Source organism: Aeromonas sp. R9-2 (assembly GCF_040908025.1).
GTDB classification, from domain to species: Bacteria; Pseudomonadota; Gammaproteobacteria; order Enterobacterales; family Aeromonadaceae; genus Aeromonas; species Aeromonas veronii.
This window is the reverse complement of record NZ_JBFOCX010000021.1, coordinates 11818-31876: the sequence shown is the minus strand read 5'-3', so window position 1 is coordinate 31876 and position 20059 is coordinate 11818. Positions and strand designations below refer to the sequence as shown.

The following is a 20059-nucleotide window of genomic DNA, read 5'->3' as shown; positions in this document are numbered from 1 at the left end:
GGCAGGAGTTTGAACGGTACAGCTACGTACTGGCACTTGTTGCTGCTGATCCTGATTGCTGCCGTATTGTTCACATATTCTGGCAATATCTTATGCTAATAATTGACTGAATATGCAAATTTGCGGTGTTGTGGTGTGAGCTTTTGACCTTCGGATTATGATCCATTTATTGAGGCTGCAGTGGATTTATCGTCAAACGACAGAAATGGTCACATGAAGTCTGATAGGCCTATTAATAAAGGTGATGGAATTGGGTCCATCCAAATCTCATTTTATTAAAAAGGGTCTGTTAGATGCACAATCTTGTAAGTTATGGCCATTTTATGGCAATCATTGTCGAAAATAGCGAAAAGACCCACTTAGTCTGGTGCGGTATGATTATTGAACAGACAAGTACCCTGTAGGTACTGATGTTGGTGGTTAAGGTTTTGCTGGAGGTTGTATGGCTGAGTTGCAAATTGAAAAGTCCACGGTGATCTCCCAACTCGAGGGCTCCGTGTTTGTCATCAGTGCAGATGGATCTGTCATACGAGCAAAGGTGGGGATGGCATTGCAGCCGGGGGACCGCCTGCAAACTGCCCAAGGGGGCCACTTTCAACTAGCCGAGCCGGGCAGTGAGCCCTGCTGGTGAGCAAGATATGGCCGCCCAACCTGAGCCCGCCACACCTGCTGCTGATGGGCAACCGGCCGATCCGGAACTGGCCTCGTTGCAGGAGGCGATCCGTCAGGGTATTGACCCGACAGAGCAGTTTCAAGCGGCCGCCGCCGGCAACGCAGCCGCTGCGGGCAATATCGGTGGTGTAGCCGGTTCCAGCTCGGGTGGATTTGTAGTGGTCGATCGTACCAATGACGCCACCCTGGCCGAGGCCGGTTTTGATACTGACCATGCGGTGCAACCTGTCGGCGATGAGCTGCTGTTTTCCGAAGAGCGCGATTTCTTTGCCGCCATCACCATTACCGAGCCCCAAACCAGCGACAACATTATCAACGCCGATGATGCGGCGGGCGTCATCATTCGTGGTGTGGTGGATGATGTGGAGGTAGGCCAGCCAGTCACTGTGACCCTTATCGATCAGGCTGGAAATTCACTGACGGTGACGACAGTGGTGCTGCCTGGCCTGGTGTGGGAAGCCAATTTTGGCGATGTGACCGGCAAGCTGGTGGATGGCCCGTTGCAGATTGTGGCCAATACCCAGGATCAGGCGGGCAACAATGCCAGCGACACCGGACAGACTCTGCTCGATACCATCACCACCATTACCCTCGATCTCGCCGATGAGAGCGACACCGGCGCCAGCCAGACCGATGATCTGACCCGCGACAATACCCCGCTACTGCAGGGCAAAGGGGAGCCCGGCGCCACCGTAACCCTGAGCCTTGGCGGCAGCGTGCTCACCGTCCTGACGGTGGATGCCGCCGGTAACTGGCAATATCAGCTGCCGCAGACCCTGGCCGATGGCCAGTACCAGTTTCAGGTCAATTCCGTGGATATTGCCGGCAACCGCGCCAGCGATACCCTCGTTATCAATGTCGATACTCAGGCATCTATCGACATCGATGATCTCGATACCACTGCCCTGTTTGGCAACAGCAGCGCCACCCTGAGCGGTTCCACCAGCAATGTGGAAGCGGGTCAGAGTGTCACCATCACACTTGTTGACAGCAATGGCCAGCCGCTGTTGACCACCTCGGCACAGGTGGGGGCCGATGGCCGCTGGCAGGTATCAGGTCTTGATCTCTCCGGTATCAATCAATCCTTTGAAGTGCGTGCCAGTGTCACCGATCTGGCGGGCAACAGCGCCAGCGATGGGGCACCGCTGATCGGTCAGAGCGAAACCCTGACGCTCTCCGAAGCCGGATTGGCCGGTGGCCCGATCACCGCGACCGGCAGTCTAAATACCGGTGCTGGCCAGGATGGCAATCTGCAAGTCCAGTTCGCCGCTGATCAGAGTGCCTTGGAAGGGCTGGGGCTCGTCAGCCATGGCGCGCCTCTTGGCTACATCATCAACGGTCAGACCCTGACCGCCAGTGCTGGTGGGGCGACTGTCTTCACCCTGACCCTCAACAATGACGGAAGTTACCGCATCGTCTGGAGTCAGAGCCTGGATCACGGTCAGGACGCGTTGCGCCTGCCGTTCAACCTCGAATATCGCGACAGCGACGGCGATCTGGTGAAGGCGCCGCTGGTGATCAATCTGGTGGACAGCAATCCGCCCAGCTTCGAGATCCCGGCCATTACCCTGACCGAAGATGCTTTTACCAACGGCGCCGCCGTGGTGGGCGAGAGCAGCTTTGTAGTCAAACACACCGCCGATCCTCTGCTGGTGGATTCGTTGGTGTTCAGCAATCAGAGCAGCACCCTGACTACCCTCAACGGCTCGGGTCTTGCCAGCGATGGTCATCCGCTGACCTTTGAATTTGCCGATGATCGCACCCTGGTGGGTTACTACCTGGATGGCAGTGGCCAACGGGTGGAGGTGCTGCGCGCCGAATTGAAGGCTGAGCAGCAGGGCAGCGATCTGGCTGGGCGGGTGGTGGTCACCCTCACCGGCCCGCTCGATCATCAGGGCAGCGACACGCTTTCCCTCGGTTTGCAGGTAAGCGCCAGCGAGATCGATGGCGACAGCACCAGTGCCAACCTGACGTTGACTGTCAATGATGGCAGTGATCCCGCATTGGGCATCGATAAGGGGGTCGCCCTGCAAGAGGGTGGCAACCAGAGCATCGATGGCCAACTGCCGGTGACGGTGGGCAGCGATCGTCTGGTTTCTCTCGACTTTGAGGCGAGCCAGCCGGCTTTGGCGGGGCTCACCAGCCAGGGCAAGGCGACGACTTACGAGGTTCAGGACAACCAGCTGATCGTCAAGGATTGGCAGGGCAAGACGATCCTCACTGTTACCATCGGGCTGGATGGCAAATACAGCGTCTCCCTGACCGGGGTGTTTGACGAGCCGGAAGCGACCAACAGCCTCAATCTTGGCCTGAAGGTACAGGGTTCAGATTTTGACGGCGACAAGAGCAACCTCGGCACCCTCAATATCACCATTACCGATGGAGCCTTGCCGCAGGTTAATCCAGTCTCCCTCACGCTCACCGAAGATAGCAACTGGCAGCAAGGCCAGACCCTTGACGGTGATCTGACGATCACTGCGGGCAGCGATCCGCTGGCCAGCATCACTTTCGATGCCAATCAGCCGGGGCTGCAAGGGTTCACCTCGGGCAAGCAGGCCGTGACCATCGCGGTGGCCGATCACCGTATCGAGGGACGTACCCCAGATGGCAAGCTGGTGTTTGAGCTGACCCTCGGTAACGATGGCAAATACAGCTTCACCCTCCATCAACCGCTGGATCAGGGCAGTGCCGACAGCCTGCTCAAGGCGGGCTTTACCCTGCTCGACAGCGATAGTGACAAGGTCTCCTCTACCATTACCGTGGCGGTGGGGGATGGCGCCAACCCGACCATCTCCGCAGTGACTGGCACCACCATCACCGAGATGGCGCAAGGGGAGACGGCTGCCGTCAGCACCATGAGTTTCTCGGTCGCGCACAGCAGCGATGCCCTTGACCCCAACTCCCTTGGCTTTGATATCGCCGCTATCCAGAGCACCCTGACCGGACTCACCAGCCACGGCAACCCGGTCACTTTCACCGTCGATCCCGCAACCGGCCAGCTGGTCGGGACCGCCGGTGGGCAGGTGGTGCTGCGTGCCGAGCTGAGCCTGGTCGATAACAACGGTAACTGGAGCGTCACCGCCAAGGTCACCCTGAGCGGCGAGCTGGATCACAAGGGAAGTGAATCGCTCAACCTGCCCCTTGCCGTCACCCTGGCCGACAAGGATGGCGATCGCATCGGTACCACGTTGCCGCTCACCATCGTGGATGGCAAGGCGCCGAGCTTTATCCCGGGCAAAGGCGTGTCCCTGGATGAGGGGGACCTCACCGGCAGCAACCGCCTGAGCCAAACCGGTCACTTCGATGTGCAAGCCGGGTCGGATCGGGTGGTGGAGGTGGCCTTTGCCGATGCCAGCGAACAACCTGCGCTGACCGCCTTGGGTAAACCGGTGCAGTACGAGCTGGTTGATGGGGACCCCGCCATCCCCGGTAGCCAGCTGATCAAGGGCTATGTGATGGTGGATGGCCAGCGGGTCGAGGTGTTCGAGGTCAAGCTGATTGGCAGCCTCGATCAGGCGGGCAAGAACGGGTTTGACTATCAGGTCACCCTCTATCAGGGGCTTCATCAGGGCGGCAACGCCGTGACCGAGCTCCCCATCAAGGTGATCATCAACGACTACGACAAGGCGGGCGGCAACAACGACAGCACCAGCGGCACCCTCAATATCCAGATTGGGGAAGGGGAGAAACCAACCCTCACCCTGACTGGCGTCACCTTAAGCGAAGGGCGCTTCGATGGTGCCAACTCGGCCGTGGATGACCAGCAGACGAGCGGCAAGATCACCATCAAGGCTGACTCGGATCCGGTGACCGATGTACGACTGACCCTCTCCGGTCAAGTCATGGATGCCAGCGGCAAGCCCATCACCCATAACGGCGAAACCCTGACCTGGAAAGCGGTTGGCACCGCTGGTCACACCTCCCAGGCGGTGACCAGTGGTGGTCTGGTAGTGATGACGGTCTCCATTCCCACTGTCCCCGCCACCATCGCCGCTCACACCAGCGCAGAGATCGGTTATCAGGTGACGGTACATACTAACCTAGATCACGGTGCAGACAACAAGCTGGAGCTGAATCTGCCGGTCGAAGTCACCGACAGCGATGGCAGTAAAAATCATGGAACCGCTACTATCACGGTAAGTGATAGCGCAGACCCTGTGCTCGGTCTCGATAGAGGCGTCGCCCTGCAAGAGGGGGGCAACCAGAGCATCGATGGTCAGCTGCCGGTGACGGTGGGGAGCGATCGTCTGGTTTCTCTCGACTTTGAGGCGAGCCAACCGGCGCTGGCGGGGCTCACCAGCCAGGGCAAGGCGACGACTTACGAGGTTCAGGACAACCAGCTGATCGTCAAGGATTGGCAGGGCAAGGCAATCCTCACCGTTACCATCGGACTGGATGGCAAATACAGTGTCTCCCTGACCGGGGTGTTTGACGAACCGGAAGCGACCAACAGCCTCAACCTTGGCCTGAAGGTACAGGGCTCAGATTTTGACGGTGACAAGAGCAACCTCGGCACCCTCAATATCACCATTACCGACGGTGCCTTGCCGCAGGTCGATCCTGTCTCCCTCACGCTCACCGAAGATAGCAACTGGCAGCAGGGCCAGACCCTTAACGGCGATCTGGCTATCACCGCGGGCAGCGATCCGCTGGCCAGCATCACCTTCGACGCCAATCAGCCAGGGCTGCAAGGGTTCACTTCGGGCAAGCAGGCCGTGACAATCACGGTGGCCGATCATCGTATCGAGGGGCGTACCCCAGATGGCAAGCTGGTGTTTGAGCTGAGCCTCGGCAACGATGGCAAATACAGCTTTACCCTCCATCAACCGCTGGATCAGGGCAGTGCCGACAGCCTCCTCAAGGCAGGCTTTACCCTGCTCGACAGCGATGGTGACAAGGTCTCCTCAACCATCACTGTGGCGGTGGGAGATGGTGCCAATCCGACCATCTCCGCCGTGACTGGCACCACTATTACGGAGATGGTGCAAGGGGAGACGGCTGCCGTCAGCACCATGAGTTTCTTGGTCGCGCACGGCAGTGATGCCCTTGACCCTAACTCTCTTGGTTTTGATATCGCCGCAATCCAGAGCACCCTGACCGGATTGACCAGTCATGGCAACCCGGTCACTTTTGCCGTCGATCCCGCAACCGGCCAACTGGTCGGAACCGCCGGTGGCCAGGTGGTGCTGCGTGCCGAGCTGAGCCTGGTCGATAACAATGGCTACTGGAGCGTCACCGCCAAGGTCACCCTGAGCGGCGAGCTGGATCACAAGGGGAGTGAATCCCTCAACCTGCCGCTGGCCGTCACCCTAGCTGACAAGGATGGCGATCGCATCGGTACCACGCTGCCGCTCACCATTGCGGACGGCAAGGCGCCGAGTTTTATCCCGGGCACTGGTGTAACCCTGGATGAGGGAAACCTCACCAGCGGCAACAGCTTGAGTCAAACCGGTCACTTCGATGTGCAAGCCGGGTCGGATCGGGTGGTCGAGGTGGCCTTTGCCGATGGCAGCCAGCAACCGGCGCTCACAGCACTTGGCCAGCCCGTCAAATACGAGCTGGTTGATGGGGACCCCGCCATCCCCGGTAGCCAGCTGCTCAAGGGTTATCTGATGGTGGATGGCCAGCGGGTCGAGGTGTTCGAGGTCAAGCTGGTTGGCAGCCTCGATCAGGCGGGCAAGAACGGGTTTGACTATCAGGTCACCCTCTATCAGGGGCTTCATCAGGGCGCCAACGCCGTGACCGAGCTGCCCATCAAGGTGATCGTCAACGACTACGACAAGGCGGGCGGCAACAACGACAGCACCAGCGGCACCCTCAATATCCAGATTGGGGAAGGGGAGAAACCGACCCTGACCCTGACCGATGTAACCCTCAATGAAGGGCGCTTCGATGGCGCCAACTCGGCCGTTGATGACCAGCAGACGAGCGGAAAGATCACCATCAAGGCCGACTCGGATCCGGTGACCGATGTGCGGCTGACCCTCTTCGGTCAGGTCATGGATACCAGTGGCAAGCCCATCACCCATAACGGCGAAACCCTGACCTGGAAAGCGGTTGGCACCGATGGTCACACCTTCCAGGCGGTGACCAGTGGCGGTCTGGTTGTGATGACGGTCTCCATTCCCACTGTCCCCGCCACTATCGCCGCGCGCACCAGCGCAGAGATCGGTTATCAGGTGACTGTGCATACCAACCTGGATCACGGGGCGGATAACAAACTCAACCTGACCTTGCCGGTCGAAGTCACCGACAGCGATGGCAGCAAAAATCAGGGAACCGCTACCATCACGGTGACTGATGGCATCAACCCGATCATATCCGCCATTGAACCGGTTCGGGTCGAGGAGTCTGATCTCGATGCAGTGAACGGTCAGCATCCGGGGACCACACCTGCAGAGAATGGAGAAACCGATAGTGGCAAGGTGACCATCACTGCCGGTTCGGATCGGGTTGCCTCCCTTGAGCTGGATGTGGCTGCATTCAATCAGGCCAATCACCTCACGTCGGGTGGCAAAGCGGTTACGCTGGCTGCACACAGCACCGGCTGGTATCTGGCTACTGCCGAGGGGGGCAAGCCCGTTTTCTGGGTCCACCTCGATGTTAACGGCAGTTACAGCGTCCATCTGGTAGGCCAGCTTGATCACGGTGCACAGGGCAAGGATGAGTTGACCATCGAAGTGCCGCTGTTTGTCACCGATCATGATGGCGATCGCAGTCCGAACGTCAGCGTGACCGTGACGGTACAAGATGACATGCCTATCGGCACTGTGCTGGCACATACCCTGAGCGAGGGGAGCAGTACCGTGACCGGCGATCTGCTGCCTACTGCCAATGAAGGTGCGGATGGTGCCCGCGTCGAGTCGATTACCATCAATGGCCAGACGTACGCCATCAATGGCTCTTTGATACAAGATGTGATGAGCCCCGATGGCCAGCAGGTGATGGGAACCCTGACCATCTCTGCCGATGGATCCTACTCCTTCAAGCCTGCGGCCGGTTTCAATCACGATGCAAGTCAGCTCAGTCAGGTGGTGACAGCCCATCTGGTCGATGGCGATGGCGATCGTGCAGACAGCACACTGACCCTCAATCTGCAGGATGAAGCGGTGCGTTTTACCGTTAGCGCAGCCATTGGTAACGAAGATCAGGGGGCGCAAGACCCGAGGCTGGGTATCCCTATCAACATGCAGCTCGATATTGGCGATTTCGATCGCGGTGAGCATGTGGATCAGTTGCTTATCCAGGCGCCTGCCAATGCCCATGGCACCTTCTATTACAACGGCGTTGCCCTCACCACCACGGCTGATGGCAAGTGGTTTATCGTGCCGCCAGCGGCCATGGTGACCAGTGATAATGTGCACTACACCACTCAGGGGGTGACTTTTGTGCCTTCAAGCAACTGGTCGAGCTGGAGCAATGGCGGTCAGCCGCTGCACTTCCAGGTGCAACTGCAGGTCGGTGTCACCGAAGGGGCGGCACCTGCGGCTGTAACGGGGGATCTGGTTGTGACGGTACGCGGTGTTGCCGACAAGCCGATGTGGGACACAGCCAACACCACTCGCCACTATGACACCAATGAAGACAGCACGGGTATCAAGCTGGACGTCAAGGCGAGCCTGACTGATACCGACAGATCCGAGACGTTGACCTATCAGATCAAGCTGGAAGCGGGCAAGGGAACCCTGATGCTCAACGGAGTCGAGCTCAAGCCAAATAGCAGTGGCATCTACACCGTTTCGGCAGGCAACATCAACAAGGTGACTGTGGTTCCGGGCAAGGATTTCAGTGGTGACATCAAGCTGTCGGTGACGCCGATCAGCACCGAGAAGAACCCGATCGCTCAGGGTCAGGGTACGGCGCAGGGAGACAAAATTGATTTGGTGATCAACGTCAATCCGGTGGCCGATGACGCCAAGCTCACCGTACGTGACATTCAGGGCAAGGAAGACACCCCGCTCGATCTGGGTAGCAAGATCACCCTTGCTCATCTGGGTGACAAACTCGATGGCTCCGAGCAGATGTTTGTCCGTATCAGTGGCCTGCCTGACGGTGCAACCTTGTTGCTGGGAGGTTCCGCCGTTGCACAGAACGCAGCCGGTTACTATGAGGTGCCCTACGCTCGCATCGCCGAGCTCAAACTGCAGCCCCCCAAAAACAGCAACGTCGATTTCGATCTGACCATCAAGGGGATGGTGAAAGACACGGCGATATTGACCGATGCCAACGGCCAGACCCACATCGTGGTGAACGAGAAAGAGACCGGCTCCCAGACCCTTCATGTGGATCTGGTGGGGGTGGTGGATCAGCCCCATTTCGAGCTTGGCAATACCGGCTGGGAGGCCGAAGGGACAGGCTATGCCATCACAGTGGGCGAGGATGGACGGGCACCGCTCAACTTTACCCTTACCTCGGGCGAGTGGGTCGATACCCCGCACGACACTTCCGAGAGCCTCAACGTGGTGCTGCAAGGGCTGCCGGAAGGTGCCCGGGTCTTTGATGCCAACGGCAAGGAGCTGACCCTCACCTTTGCCGGGCTCGATGCCAGCGGCAAACCGACCTATCAGGTCAATGTATCGGATCTTGGCAATCTGCTTATTCAGCCGCCTCACAACAGCACGGCGGATTTGAACCTGATCGCCAAGGTGGTGGTGACCGAGAACGATGGCGATCACAAGAGCTTCGATGTGCCGCTGCATATCAAGGTGGAACCGGAGATTGACGCCACCGACTACAGCAAGACCAGCCATGGCCTGGAAGATCAGTTCACCGTGCTGGACTGGCATCCGACCCTTACTGACTGCGCCGAGAAGGTGACGGCGCTGAGCCTCTCCGGGGTGGAGGATGGCTACCAGATCTGGCTGCGAGTCGGCGGTGTCGAGAGCCAGCTGACCGTGGTCAGTGGCAAGGTCACCCTGACAGCCGCCCAGCTTGACAGCCTGCTCAACGGGGGGCAACTGCTGGTGAAGGCACCGGAGGATAGCGATCGGGATACCAATATCCAGAGCCACGTCACTGTGACCCAGCATGATGTGGATTCGGGCGCGGTGGCCGAGAAGGTGATCGATGGCAATCTGCATGTCGATATCCAGGCCGTGGTGGAGCCCGATGGCGTGCTGACCCAGAGCGGTGGAGCTCTCGTGGGGCAGAGTGGGGCTGATATAGACCTGAGTGGATGCTTCATCTTTACCGATCTCGATCCCTCGAGCGTGGAGGAGATCGACTATCTGGTGATCAACCTGCCGGTGTTGAACGGTGGTGCAGGCGATCAGTTCGTGGTGGTTGGCGGTATCAACAACGGTAACGGCAGCTGGATCGTGCCGGCGGGCAACCTCGGCAGCTTCAAGCTGCATGCGCCGGACGGGTTTGTCGGCAAGGTTCAACCGATCCGCATCGATGCCATGGTGATCGACCGGGGTGATGATGGCGATGCCAGTGCCCACGTCAAAGTGAGCCTGGAAACCAGTGCCGAATTTGAGAACAAGCCAGTGACGCCCAAGACACCGGCGGCGACTGTCGATATCGACGACAACGCCGTGCTGGTGGGCAAGGAGGATATCCGGGTTGATTTTGGTCAGCAGCTCAAAGGCGTGATCCATATCGGCGCCGCCGATCAGGCCAGCGACGAGGTGACCATTGTCCTCAAGGGATTGCCAGCAGGCGTCACCATCAGCGGGGCCGAGTACAACATCTCGACCGGTGAATACGTCATCAAGGTGCCACCGTCACTGGCTGGCCTGGAAGGGTTGACACTCGGCTTGCCGCAAGACTTTGCCGGTTCGCTGAATATCGAGGTGAAGGTGGTCAACACGGATACCGCCAGTGGCGACATCAAGGTCGACAGCAGCACGGTACGGGTCGATGTGGCCCCCGTGGTCGATGTGAATAGTGGCCGTGGCGAGCATCCGGAACTGACTCTGACCGTGCAGGACACCAACCATGACGGACAGCCGGACAATCTGGAAGATAGCGAGATTCACCTCGATCTCTCGGTGAAACTGGCCGATATCAGCCCCTCCATCGCGGGCGGCGGCCTTGAAACCGTGGAGCGGGTCACCATCACGGTGGATGCAAAATATGGCTACTTCCTCGATGGCAGTGGCAAGCCGGTCAACACCTTGGTGGTCAACGATGTGGCAGCCCTCAAGGACTTGGTGTTTGTGCCCAAAGAGCACTTCAGCGGTCAGGTACCGCTCGACATCAAGGTCGATATCGTCGATACCGCGCTGGTCGGCGGCCAACAGGTGACTGACAGCGGCAGTTGGAGCGGACAGGTCGGCTTTGAGGTGAGACCGGTCAACGATCCGGCCCAGCTCTCGGTTCACAGCGTCACGGGGAGCGAAGATGGCACGGTCAACCTTGCCGGATTTGGCGCAACCCTTATCGACAATGATGGCTCGGAGCAGATCGTCGCGCTGCAGATCAAGGGGGTACCGGATGGCTTCACCCTGTCGGCTCCGGCGGTCAACAATGGCGGCGGCGTCTGGCAGATCCCGGTGGGGACCGATTTCTCCAAGCTGACCCTGATCCCGCCAGCTGATTTCAGCGGCACCGTGGATCTGTCGCTGAGCGCCTTTACCCTGGACAAGGGGCTCACCATCCCGCTCGAAACCAGTGGCAGCTTTACCGTTACCGTCAATCCGGTGGGGGATGCCCTTATCGCCGACATTCAGGGTCAGGCGAGCGGTACCGAAGGGGATGTGATCACGTTGGATCTGGGGCTGGAGACCCGGGATACCCAGCCAACCGGCGGCAGTGCGGGTAATGTGCATGAGAACAAGCCCGAGCAGGTGCGGGTCACCATCGAAGGGGTGCCTGATGGCGCCGAGATCCGCTTGCCAAATGGCGTGGCGGGGACGGTTGTTGATCTGGGTGGCGGTCGCTGGCAGGTCACTACCGAGGGCGGCAAGCTGGGCGCTGTCGAGCTGGTGACCAATGATGCCAACGGTGCACTGGATCTCAAGATCACTGCCCAGAGCCTCGACAACGGCGCCCTTGGCCCCGAGGTCAATGGCACCATCCATGTGGAGGTGAGTCCGGTCAACGATGCGCCAATCAACGTAATGCCAACGACCCCTCAGGTCGCGCAGGAAGATCAGCCCTTCGTCATCCACGGTTTGCAGGTGAAAGATGTGGATGCGGGCAACAGCCCCATCAAGATCACCCTGTCGGTGGAACATGGCACCCTGACGCTGCCTGCTGGCAGCGGCGTGACAGTGGTCGGCAACGGCACCGGTTCGCTGGTGCTGACCGGCACGCTGGCCGATCTCAATGTCTTGCTCTCTGGCGGGGTCACCTATCAGGGCAACAGTGATTTCTACGGCAATGACGCCCTGACCATGGTCACCAACGATCAGGGGAACACGGGTAGTGGCGGGGCACTCAGCGATACCGATGTGCTGCCTATCGAGGTGCAGCCGGTCAACGATGCCCCGGTCAATCAGCTGCCTGGCAGCATGACGGTGAAGGAGGATGGCTCCCTGTCGCTCTCCGGTGTCAGCGTGAAGGATGTGGATGCAGGCAGTGCGCCTGTCTCCATGGTGCTGCGGGTCGAACATGGTGTACTGACCTTGCTGGGTGCAACCGGTGCCGTGATGGTGCAGGGGGCGGGTACCAGCGAGATCACCCTGGTGGGGTCGCTGGCTGATCTCAACCAGTTGCTGGCAAGCAACCTGCACTATGAACCGGCCAAAGATTTCTGGGGAGAGGATACCCTTACCGTCACTACCTCTGATCAGGGTAACAGCGGTGCGGGCGGTTATCTGAGCGACACCGATCAGGTGACCATCACGGTCACTCCCGAGCCGGATATGCCGGGTCTGACGGTGGATCAGCATGCGTTCCATGCCTTGCATGGGGCCGTTATCCCCATTGGCATCAACGCCAGCGTGGTCAATCCGGCAACCGGTGAGCTCTCCATCCGCATCAGCGGCCTGAATGGGGCTCAGGTGCAGGATGAGCATGGTCAGAGCGTCGGTCATGCCGATGGCAATGGCGACTGGCTGATCCCGGCCGATCACTCGGTTCCGCTCTACTTCAGCGGTTTTGGCGACGGTGACCATGTGCTGGGGATCCGTGCCGAGTCGAGTGTCGGCGGTTCAACCGTCAGCACGCCCCTTGAGACCATCACGGTGCACGGCCAGAGTGGTCATGAGCTGGTCGGTTCCGATCAGGGGGATTGGCTGTTTGGCTCCTCCGGCGATGACCGTCTATTGGGGGGGCATGGCAACGACATTCTCACCGGCGGGGCTGGCAGCGATCTCTTCGTTTGGCAGCACGGGGATGAGGGGAGTCAGGGGCAGCCCGCCATCGATACCATCACCGACTTCCATCCGGAGCAAGGGGACAAGATCGATCTGGCTGATATGCTGCAAGGGGTCACTGGCAATGGTGTCGATGATCTGCTCAAGCATCTCTCAGCCTCGGTGACCACGGGGAGCAATGGCCTGAGCGATGTTAACCTCTCGGTGGCGCCAGCCGGGGATGGTCATGTGACCCAGCAGATCACCCTGAAGGATGTGGATTTGACCAGCTGGAATCTCACCAGCACCTCGTCCCACGATATCCTGCAGAGCATGCTGGAAGATCAGCATAGCCTGATCATCCAGCACCCCTGATAGCGTGTGTGAAGCGTAAAAAAGAAGAGCCGGCAATTGCCGGCTCTTTGTTTATCTCTGCGTGGATTGTTTTTATGCGGCCGTAAGGGCCGGGGGATTCAGGCCAACGCCTGTGCCAACAGGTGGATCGGATGTTCACAGCGGAAGCTGGTGCTCATCTCGATCTGCCATTTGCAGGTCTCGCAGTCGGTGATCACCAGATCGGGGGAGAGGCGGTTGATTTGATCAAACAGCCCCTCGCCGATGGTCTGGCTGGTCTGGTAGTTTTCGGACTTGAAGCCGTAGGTGCCGGCGATGCCGCAGCACTGGGACTCCAGCACCGTCACCTTGACCCCGGGAATGGCGCGCAGCAATTCGAGGGTGTAGATGACGCCCCCCATCTTCTCCATGTGGCAGGGGGTGTGGTAGGCGATGTGCAGATTGAGCGGCTTCATCGCCGGTTTGTTGCCCTTGTAGAACTCGTTCCACAGGAAGCGGGTCACCAGCGAGATGCGATCCCGCACCTTGTGGTTGTCCTGCTCCAGCAGGTGGGGGTATTCATCGCGCAGGGTAAAGCCGCAGGTGGAGGAGGTAGCCAGCAGCGGCATCTCGTTGCCGAGCAGGGAATTCTCCATCTGCTTGATATTGAAGGCCGCCTGCTGCTTGGCCTTGTCCATAAAGCCGTTGGCAATCAGTGGCACGCCGCAGCACTTCTCCCGCTCCAGCAGCTGCACGCCGATGTTCATTGCGTTGAGCACCTGTACCAGCTCCTTGCCAAGCTGCGGGTGGTTGTAGTTGACATAGCAGCCGTGGAAGTAGGCGATCTGCCGGGCAAAGCGGGCCTGAGATTCTTTTTGCTTCTTGTACCAGCCGCGGAAGGTGCCCTGGGAGTATTTGGGCAGGTCGCGGTGGGATGAGACCCCCAGCGCCTTGTCCAGCACCAGCTTCATCGGCTTGAGGCCGGTGGTGAAGTTGACTACCGGGGCCATCAGGGTAGACATGCTGCCCATCAGATCGGTGTGGGAGAGCACGAACTCGCGGATCCCCGGTTTGAAGCCGCTGTATTGGTGCTTGGCCTTGGCGATGATGTCGCCGATGCGCACCCCGCTCGGGCAGGCCACTTCACAGCGTTTGCAGTTGGTGCAGTGCTTGAGGGCGCTGTCAAAGAGCTCGGGGCTCTTGATCCGCAGCCGCTCGCCATCCGGGCCCGCCTGTTTCGGGCCGGGGTAGGCAGGGTTGGCCTTGGCCACCGGACAGTAGGCGGTACAGACGGTGCATTTGATGCACTGATCGAAAGTTTGGTTGGCGTGATCCAGTAGCATGTCAGTTCTCCTCCCGGCGATGATGAAGACACGGGATATGGGACGTAGTAATCATTGGGCCGCGCCCAGAATATGGCCGGCAGCCTGCCAGCCGGTGGCAACGGCAACGCCGGAGCCGGAACCTTCACGAATTGGGTCGTAATGGGCCAAGACACTGCCCGCGCCATAGAGGTTGGTGAGCGGCTTGCCGCCACGCAGCACTCTGAGCTTGTCGTCGGTCTTGACCCCGAAGCCCATGAAAGGGTGATGGTCGAACAGGCGGCGACCGGCCCAGGCATCACGCTCCTCCAGACTCAACACATCGGCATCGAAGATGGGTTCGCGAATGCCACGCAGACGGGATTCCAGCCCACGGCTGAAGAAGCTGCCGGAGGCGAGCACGAAGTTGTCCGCCTCGAACAGCTGATCATCGCCATTCTGGGTATGTACGCCGACCACCCGGTCACCTTCGTAGCGGGCGCCCAGCACCCGCTCGCTGGTGAGGAAGGTGCCACCAAGGGCCATAAAGCGGCGCTTGAGCGCCTCCTGCATCCGCATCCCGATCAGTGATGGCGGCATGGTGGCCACCTCCTTGATGGTGCAGCCGGTACGCTGCTCCAGCTCCGCCAGACGCGGGCCTACCAGCCCCAGCGAAAGGCAGGCGGGCAGCACGATATGGCGGCAGCCGGGTACGCCGCTCTCCTGCACCATGCGGCTGATCTCGCGGGCCAGATCGGCCACCAGATGATGCTTGTCACACAGGCGCGCGATGTCGGCGGAGCGAAACTCGTGGGGATTGCGGCTGAACTCCGCCAGCTGGGGCAGGCGGATTTCGCCAGTCAGAATGCGGCAGTGGGCAAAACGCGGATGGGTCGCCAGATTGGCGGCCGCCAGTGCCGGATGAAAGTCGCGAAAGCCCTCGAGGGTGGCCAGCAGCAGTACATCCGGGATCGGCGCATCGGTGACGCAGGCACAAGTATCGGGGGAGAGCCAGGTGCGCTTGAGGGTACCGATGGGAGTCAGGCGCTGGTGATTGGTGTCGTGGCGAACCAGCGGCAATCCCTGCTCGGCGCAGTGGCGCTGCAGATCGGCCAGGCTCGCTTCGATATTCTGCATTCCCACCTTGCTGTAGGGGTGATCCGGATGGGCAGCCATAAAGGCGGGCAGGGCGGCGCGGGGATCTCCCTCGCTTTCGAGCAGATCGACCGAGCCGGAGGAGAAGTGCAGGGCACTCTGGCCGGAGGCCATCAGCAGGGTCTTCTGGCCTGCCTCCACCAGCCGCAGGGCAGCCGAGAGTCCCGCCATGCCACCGCCGATAACGATATTGTCAAACTTCATGACGGCTCTCCTTGTGAGTGGTCTCGCCGGTTGGGTCGCGTGGGGTATCGGCGACCAGCTGTGGCGCCGTCCATTCCCCCAGGCCAAACAGCCCTTCGTAGATCCAGTAGGTGAACTCGGCCTCGCGCAGGGCATCGCCCCACAGGACGGGGCGGGTCCCCTTGTAACGCTCCTCGAGGAACTGGCGCAACATGACGCAGGCCTGACGACCATCGGCCTTGCCGTACTCCTGCATCAGACCGGCGGCGCGGTAGGCGCAGAGCTCGCCCTGACAGGGCCCCATCCCCAGACGGGTGCGGCGGCGCAGATCGATGAGGTTGTCCACATCCAGCTCGCGTAGGGCGTATTCGATTTCGCCCGCGGTGACCATTTCGCACTCGCAGATAAGGGCGTTGGCTTTCGGATTGTCACGGAAGAAGGCGATGACCCGCTCGCCGTGGCGGTATTGGGCTGAGCCTTCGACCGGCACCGAGAGACCGGGGGCGGAGACCTTTTCCGGATCCCGCGAGCCGGGCAGGCTCAGTTCGGCGGTCTGGCAGGGCTTGCTGTTGCCGAGTTTCTTGGCCAGCAGATCGGTGGCCCACTCCGCCATCAGGCGGTAGGTCATCAGCTTGCCACCTGTGATGGTGTTGAACCCCTTGAGACCATCGCGCTCGGCGTGATCCAGCAGCACGATACCGCGACTGATGTTGCGGCCGGTGTCGTCACCGTCCACCGCCACCAGCGGGCGTACCCCGGCGTAGGCGCGCAGCAGACGGGTGCGGGCCATGATGGGGGCAAGCTTGATCCCTTCGCGCAGCAACACTTCGACCTCTTCGGGTTCGACGGTGAGCTGGTCAATTTTGTTGTAATCGATGCGACTGGAGGTGGTACCGATGAGGGAGATGGTATCGCCCGGCACCAGAATGTCCGCATCCGCCGGTTTGCGGGCGCGGTTGAGCACCAGCTGGTTGATGCGGTAATCCATGATGAGCAGGGATCCCTTGGCCGGGAACATGCGGATGCCGAGATCGGCATATTCGCAAATTTGCTGGCCCCAGATGCCGGCGGCGTTGATCACCTCCTGACACTCCACCTCGAACGCTTCGCCGGTGCGGGTGTTGATGGCCTTGACCCCGTGTACCCGATCTTGCGTGCGGAGCAGCCCCAGCACCTTGCAGTGGGTGAAAATGCGGGCGCCATGCTCTTTGGCGTCCAGCACGTTGGCGGCGGCGAGGCGGAACGGGTCGACCGTACCGTCCGGTACATGGATGGCGCCGATCATCGCCGGGTTGGCGTTGGGCTCCATGCGCAGGGCTTCACCGGGATCGAGCTGGCGGGTTTCGATACCGGCCAGGGCGCAGGCATCCATAAAGGTGGTTTGGAAATTGATGTCATCTTCCGGCAGGGTGAGGAAGAGGCCGCCCGTGTCTTCGACACAGTGGCTGGCAATCCGCTTGAGGATGCGGTTTTCCTGGATGCATTCGCGGGCGGACTCCTGATCCGTCACCGCGTAGCGGGCACCGGAGTGGAGCAGGCCGTGGTTGCGGCCGGTGGTGCCGGCGGCGATATCATCGCGCTCGAGCAGGATGCAGTCGATGCCGCGCAGTGCGCAATCGCGCATGATGCCGGCCCCTGTGGCACCGCCGCCTATGATGACGACTTGTGTAGTTATTCTTTTCATTGTTGCCCGTCTCATCTCTTCCAGATGAGGCCAGTGTGGCCTACTTCTGAGTGGAAATGTTTGATATGGGCCAAATTTGCGCTCGCAAACGCTCATTTGCTCGCGCGTTAATGAGCATTATGTGACATTTGTCACGCTTGTTATCGCATCGGTTTGTGGGCTGGTGGCGAATAACAGGCACAAAAAAGGGGCATCGGATGCCCCTTGTCACTGTTTGACGAGTCTGGTGGGGGTGTGATGCGTCAGCCGCAGCACTTCTTGTGCTTTTTGCCGCTGCCACAGGGGCAGGGATCGTTGCGGCCGGTTTTGAGGGGGGCCGGATCCTGCTCTCCCTCGGTGTAGACCCAGCGCCCCTGATAACGCACGAAGCGGGAACGCTCATGGAGGCAGTGACGCTCATCCCCTTCCAGAAACCAGGCTTTGAACTCCACCATTCCGGTTTCATCCTCCGGGCCGCCCTGGCTGGCGATGATCTCGAGACCATCCCAGCGGGTGTCGATGCGTGAAAGCTCTTCGGCGGTGAGGCCGCCAAGGTGGGCCGGGTGCCAGCTATGGACCAGATACTCCCCCAGACCAAGCACAAAAGCGCTGTAGCGCGAGCGCATCAGCTGTTCCGGGGTGTCAGCCACAGCGCCACTGTGACGTGAGCCACAGCACAATTCGAGAGAAAGGGTTGAGCCGCAAGGACAAAGATTCATGATTTTCACGTTCTGGCCGATTTGTTTAAGGGAATTGTAACGAAAGCTGGGCTCGCCCTGCCAGCACCTATACTGATGAGTAAGCAAGGAATTCCAATAAAAACAGCTGCAAGGATGTGAAAGATGACGCTAAAGCAGAAAATCCTGTTACTGGGTGCAGTACCCGTGCTGCTGATGGCCCTGGTGGTCAATCTCAGTAACTACATGGTCTCCAAGAGTGATCTGGAGTCTGATCTGGTGGTGGCGAGGGAAAATGCCATCAAGGAGCGTAAAGCGCTGCTAAGCAGTTACATCATGATGGCCAAAACCGCCGTCGATGCCGTGTATTCCCTGCCGGATTCTCCGGAAAATCGTCAAAAGGTCAAAGAGTTGCTCAGGCCGCTGCGTTACAGCAGTGACGGCTACTTCTTTGTCTATGACTTCGAGGGCAACACCATACTGCTGCCGGTGCGTACCGAGCTGGAGGGGAAAAACCGCTGGAACGACAAGGATGCCAAGGGCAAATTGCTGATCCAGGAGATCCTTAAATCGGCCCGTCAGGGGGATGGTTTTACCGAATACTGGACGGCCAAGCCCTCCATCGGTCGCGATGCCCCCAAACTTGCCTTTACTCTGGTGCTGGACAAATACCAGTGGGCCATTGGCACCGGTTTTTATATCGATGATATCGACAACGAGCTGGCGGCCTTGCGGGCAGAGCGCGAGAGCAATATGCATGCCTCGTTGCAGAGCAGTGTGCTGGTGATCCTGCTGATCCTCGGTATCACCCTGGCGGCGACCGTTATTGTGGGCAACCGGGTCACCAAGCCGTTGGCAGATGCGGTGCTGGCATTGAACGATATTGCCAACGGTGACGGGGATCTGACCCAGCGTCTCAAGGTGCAGAGTCAGGACGAGATTGGCCAGCTGGCCAGCGCCTTCAACCGCTTTGTCGAGCGGATCCAGTCGGTGGTAAGTCAGGTGGGCGAGACCAGCAACCACCTCTTTAGTGCAGTCGACAAGTTGCACCATTTGAGCGAGCACTATGACCATCAGATGCAGGGTCACAGTCGCGAGACCGACCAAGTGGTTACCGCAGTGACCGAAATGAGCTCCACCGCGCAGGAGGTGGCGGCCAGTGCCTCCAATGCCGCGACGGCAACCAGCGATGCGGCCCGTGAATCAGACGCCGCCCGCGGGGTGGTGAGCGGGGCTATCAACAGTATCAACCGGCTGGTGGGGGAGGTGCATACCGCCTCCGGCGTGATCGAACAGCTGGCGCAAGAGACCGCCAAGATTGGCTCGGTGGTGGAGGTCATTCGCGGCATTGCCGAGCAGACCAACCTGCTGGCACTGAACGCCGCCATTGAGGCGGCCCGCGCCGGTGAGCAGGGGCGGGGCTTTGCGGTGGTGGCGGATGAAGTGCGTTCGCTGGCTGGTCGTACCCAGCAGAGCACCAAGGAGATCAACGAGATGCTGCAACGTCTGCAGGGCGGGGTGAAGCAGGCGGTGGAGGTGATGCAGGCGAGCGAGGATCGCAGCCAGGAGACGGTGCAGGAGGCGAGCCATATCGCCAGCTCCCTCGACAGCATGGTGATGGCGGTCAGTACCATCAACGACATGAACATCCAGATCGCCACCGCCGCCGAGGAGCAGCACGCGGTCTCCGAGGAGATCAACAAGAACCTGGTGGCCATTCAGCAGATTGTCAGCGAGCTGACCAGCGCGGCGGTGGAATCCAACAGCACCACCCGCGATCTGGCCAATACCGGTGACAAATTGCGCAAACTGGTGTCGCAATTCCGTTATTGA

General features: G+C 59.9%; 6 protein-coding genes. 2 read left to right on the top strand and 4 right to left on the bottom strand.

Going from position 1 to position 20059, the window contains the following annotated elements:
• Window positions 1-638: 638 nt before the first annotated feature.
• Complete coding sequence (locus tag AB5Y71_RS08045) at window positions 639-13289, top strand: retention module-containing protein (protein WP_368171353.1); 12651 nt, start codon at window positions 639-641, stop codon at window positions 13287-13289.
• A 98-nt stretch (window positions 13290-13387) separates the two neighbouring features.
• Here the strand turns inward: AB5Y71_RS08045 and glpC are convergent, their stop codons facing one another.
• The 4 genes from glpC to AB5Y71_RS08025 form a co-directional block, all read right to left on the bottom strand.
• On the bottom strand, window positions 13388-14590 hold the full coding sequence (glpC, locus tag AB5Y71_RS08040; protein ID WP_075115084.1) for an anaerobic glycerol-3-phosphate dehydrogenase subunit GlpC: 1203 nt from the start codon (window positions 14588-14590) through the stop codon (window positions 13388-13390).
• Between the two features lie 51 nt (window positions 14591-14641).
• Window positions 14642-15907: a glycerol-3-phosphate dehydrogenase subunit GlpB gene (glpB, locus tag AB5Y71_RS08035; protein ID WP_005361049.1), complete on the bottom strand. Its 1266-nt coding sequence runs from the start codon at window positions 15905-15907 to the stop codon at window positions 14642-14644.
• Window positions 15897-17570, bottom strand: a complete 1674-nt coding sequence (gene glpA, locus AB5Y71_RS08030) for an anaerobic glycerol-3-phosphate dehydrogenase subunit A (RefSeq protein WP_368171352.1) — start codon at window positions 17568-17570, stop codon at window positions 15897-15899. Before glpA ends, glpB begins: the two co-directional genes overlap by 11 nt.
• A gap of 242 nt (window positions 17571-17812) precedes the next feature.
• Complete coding sequence (locus AB5Y71_RS08025) at window positions 17813-18268, bottom strand: YchJ family protein (protein WP_074045197.1); 456 nt, start codon at window positions 18266-18268, stop codon at window positions 17813-17815.
• Window positions 18269-18391: 123 nt separating this feature from the next.
• Here AB5Y71_RS08025 and AB5Y71_RS08020 point away from each other — a divergent pair, with 123 nt between their 5' ends.
• The gene (locus tag AB5Y71_RS08020; RefSeq protein ID WP_100645734.1) at window positions 18392-20059 is read left to right on the top strand and encodes a methyl-accepting chemotaxis protein; all 1668 of its coding nucleotides are present in this window, start codon (window positions 18392-18394) and stop codon (window positions 20057-20059) included.

Coding starts and splice junctions, on each gene's coding strand:
- AB5Y71_RS08045 (WP_368171353.1), top strand. CDS start 639: ATGGCCGCCCAACCTGAGCCCGCCACACCTGCTGCTGATGGGCAACCG.
- glpC (WP_075115084.1), bottom strand. CDS start 14,590: ATGCTACTGGATCACGCCAACCAAACTTTCGATCAGTGCATCAAATGC.
- glpB (WP_005361049.1), bottom strand. CDS start 15,907: ATGAAGTTTGACAATATCGTTATCGGCGGTGGCATGGCGGGACTCTCG.
- glpA (WP_368171352.1), bottom strand. CDS start 17,570: ATGAAAAGAATAACTACACAAGTCGTCATCATAGGCGGCGGTGCCACA.
- AB5Y71_RS08025 (WP_074045197.1), bottom strand. CDS start 18,268: ATGAATCTTTGTCCTTGCGGCTCAACCCTTTCTCTCGAATTGTGCTGT.
- AB5Y71_RS08020 (WP_100645734.1), top strand. CDS start 18,392: ATGACGCTAAAGCAGAAAATCCTGTTACTGGGTGCAGTACCCGTGCTG.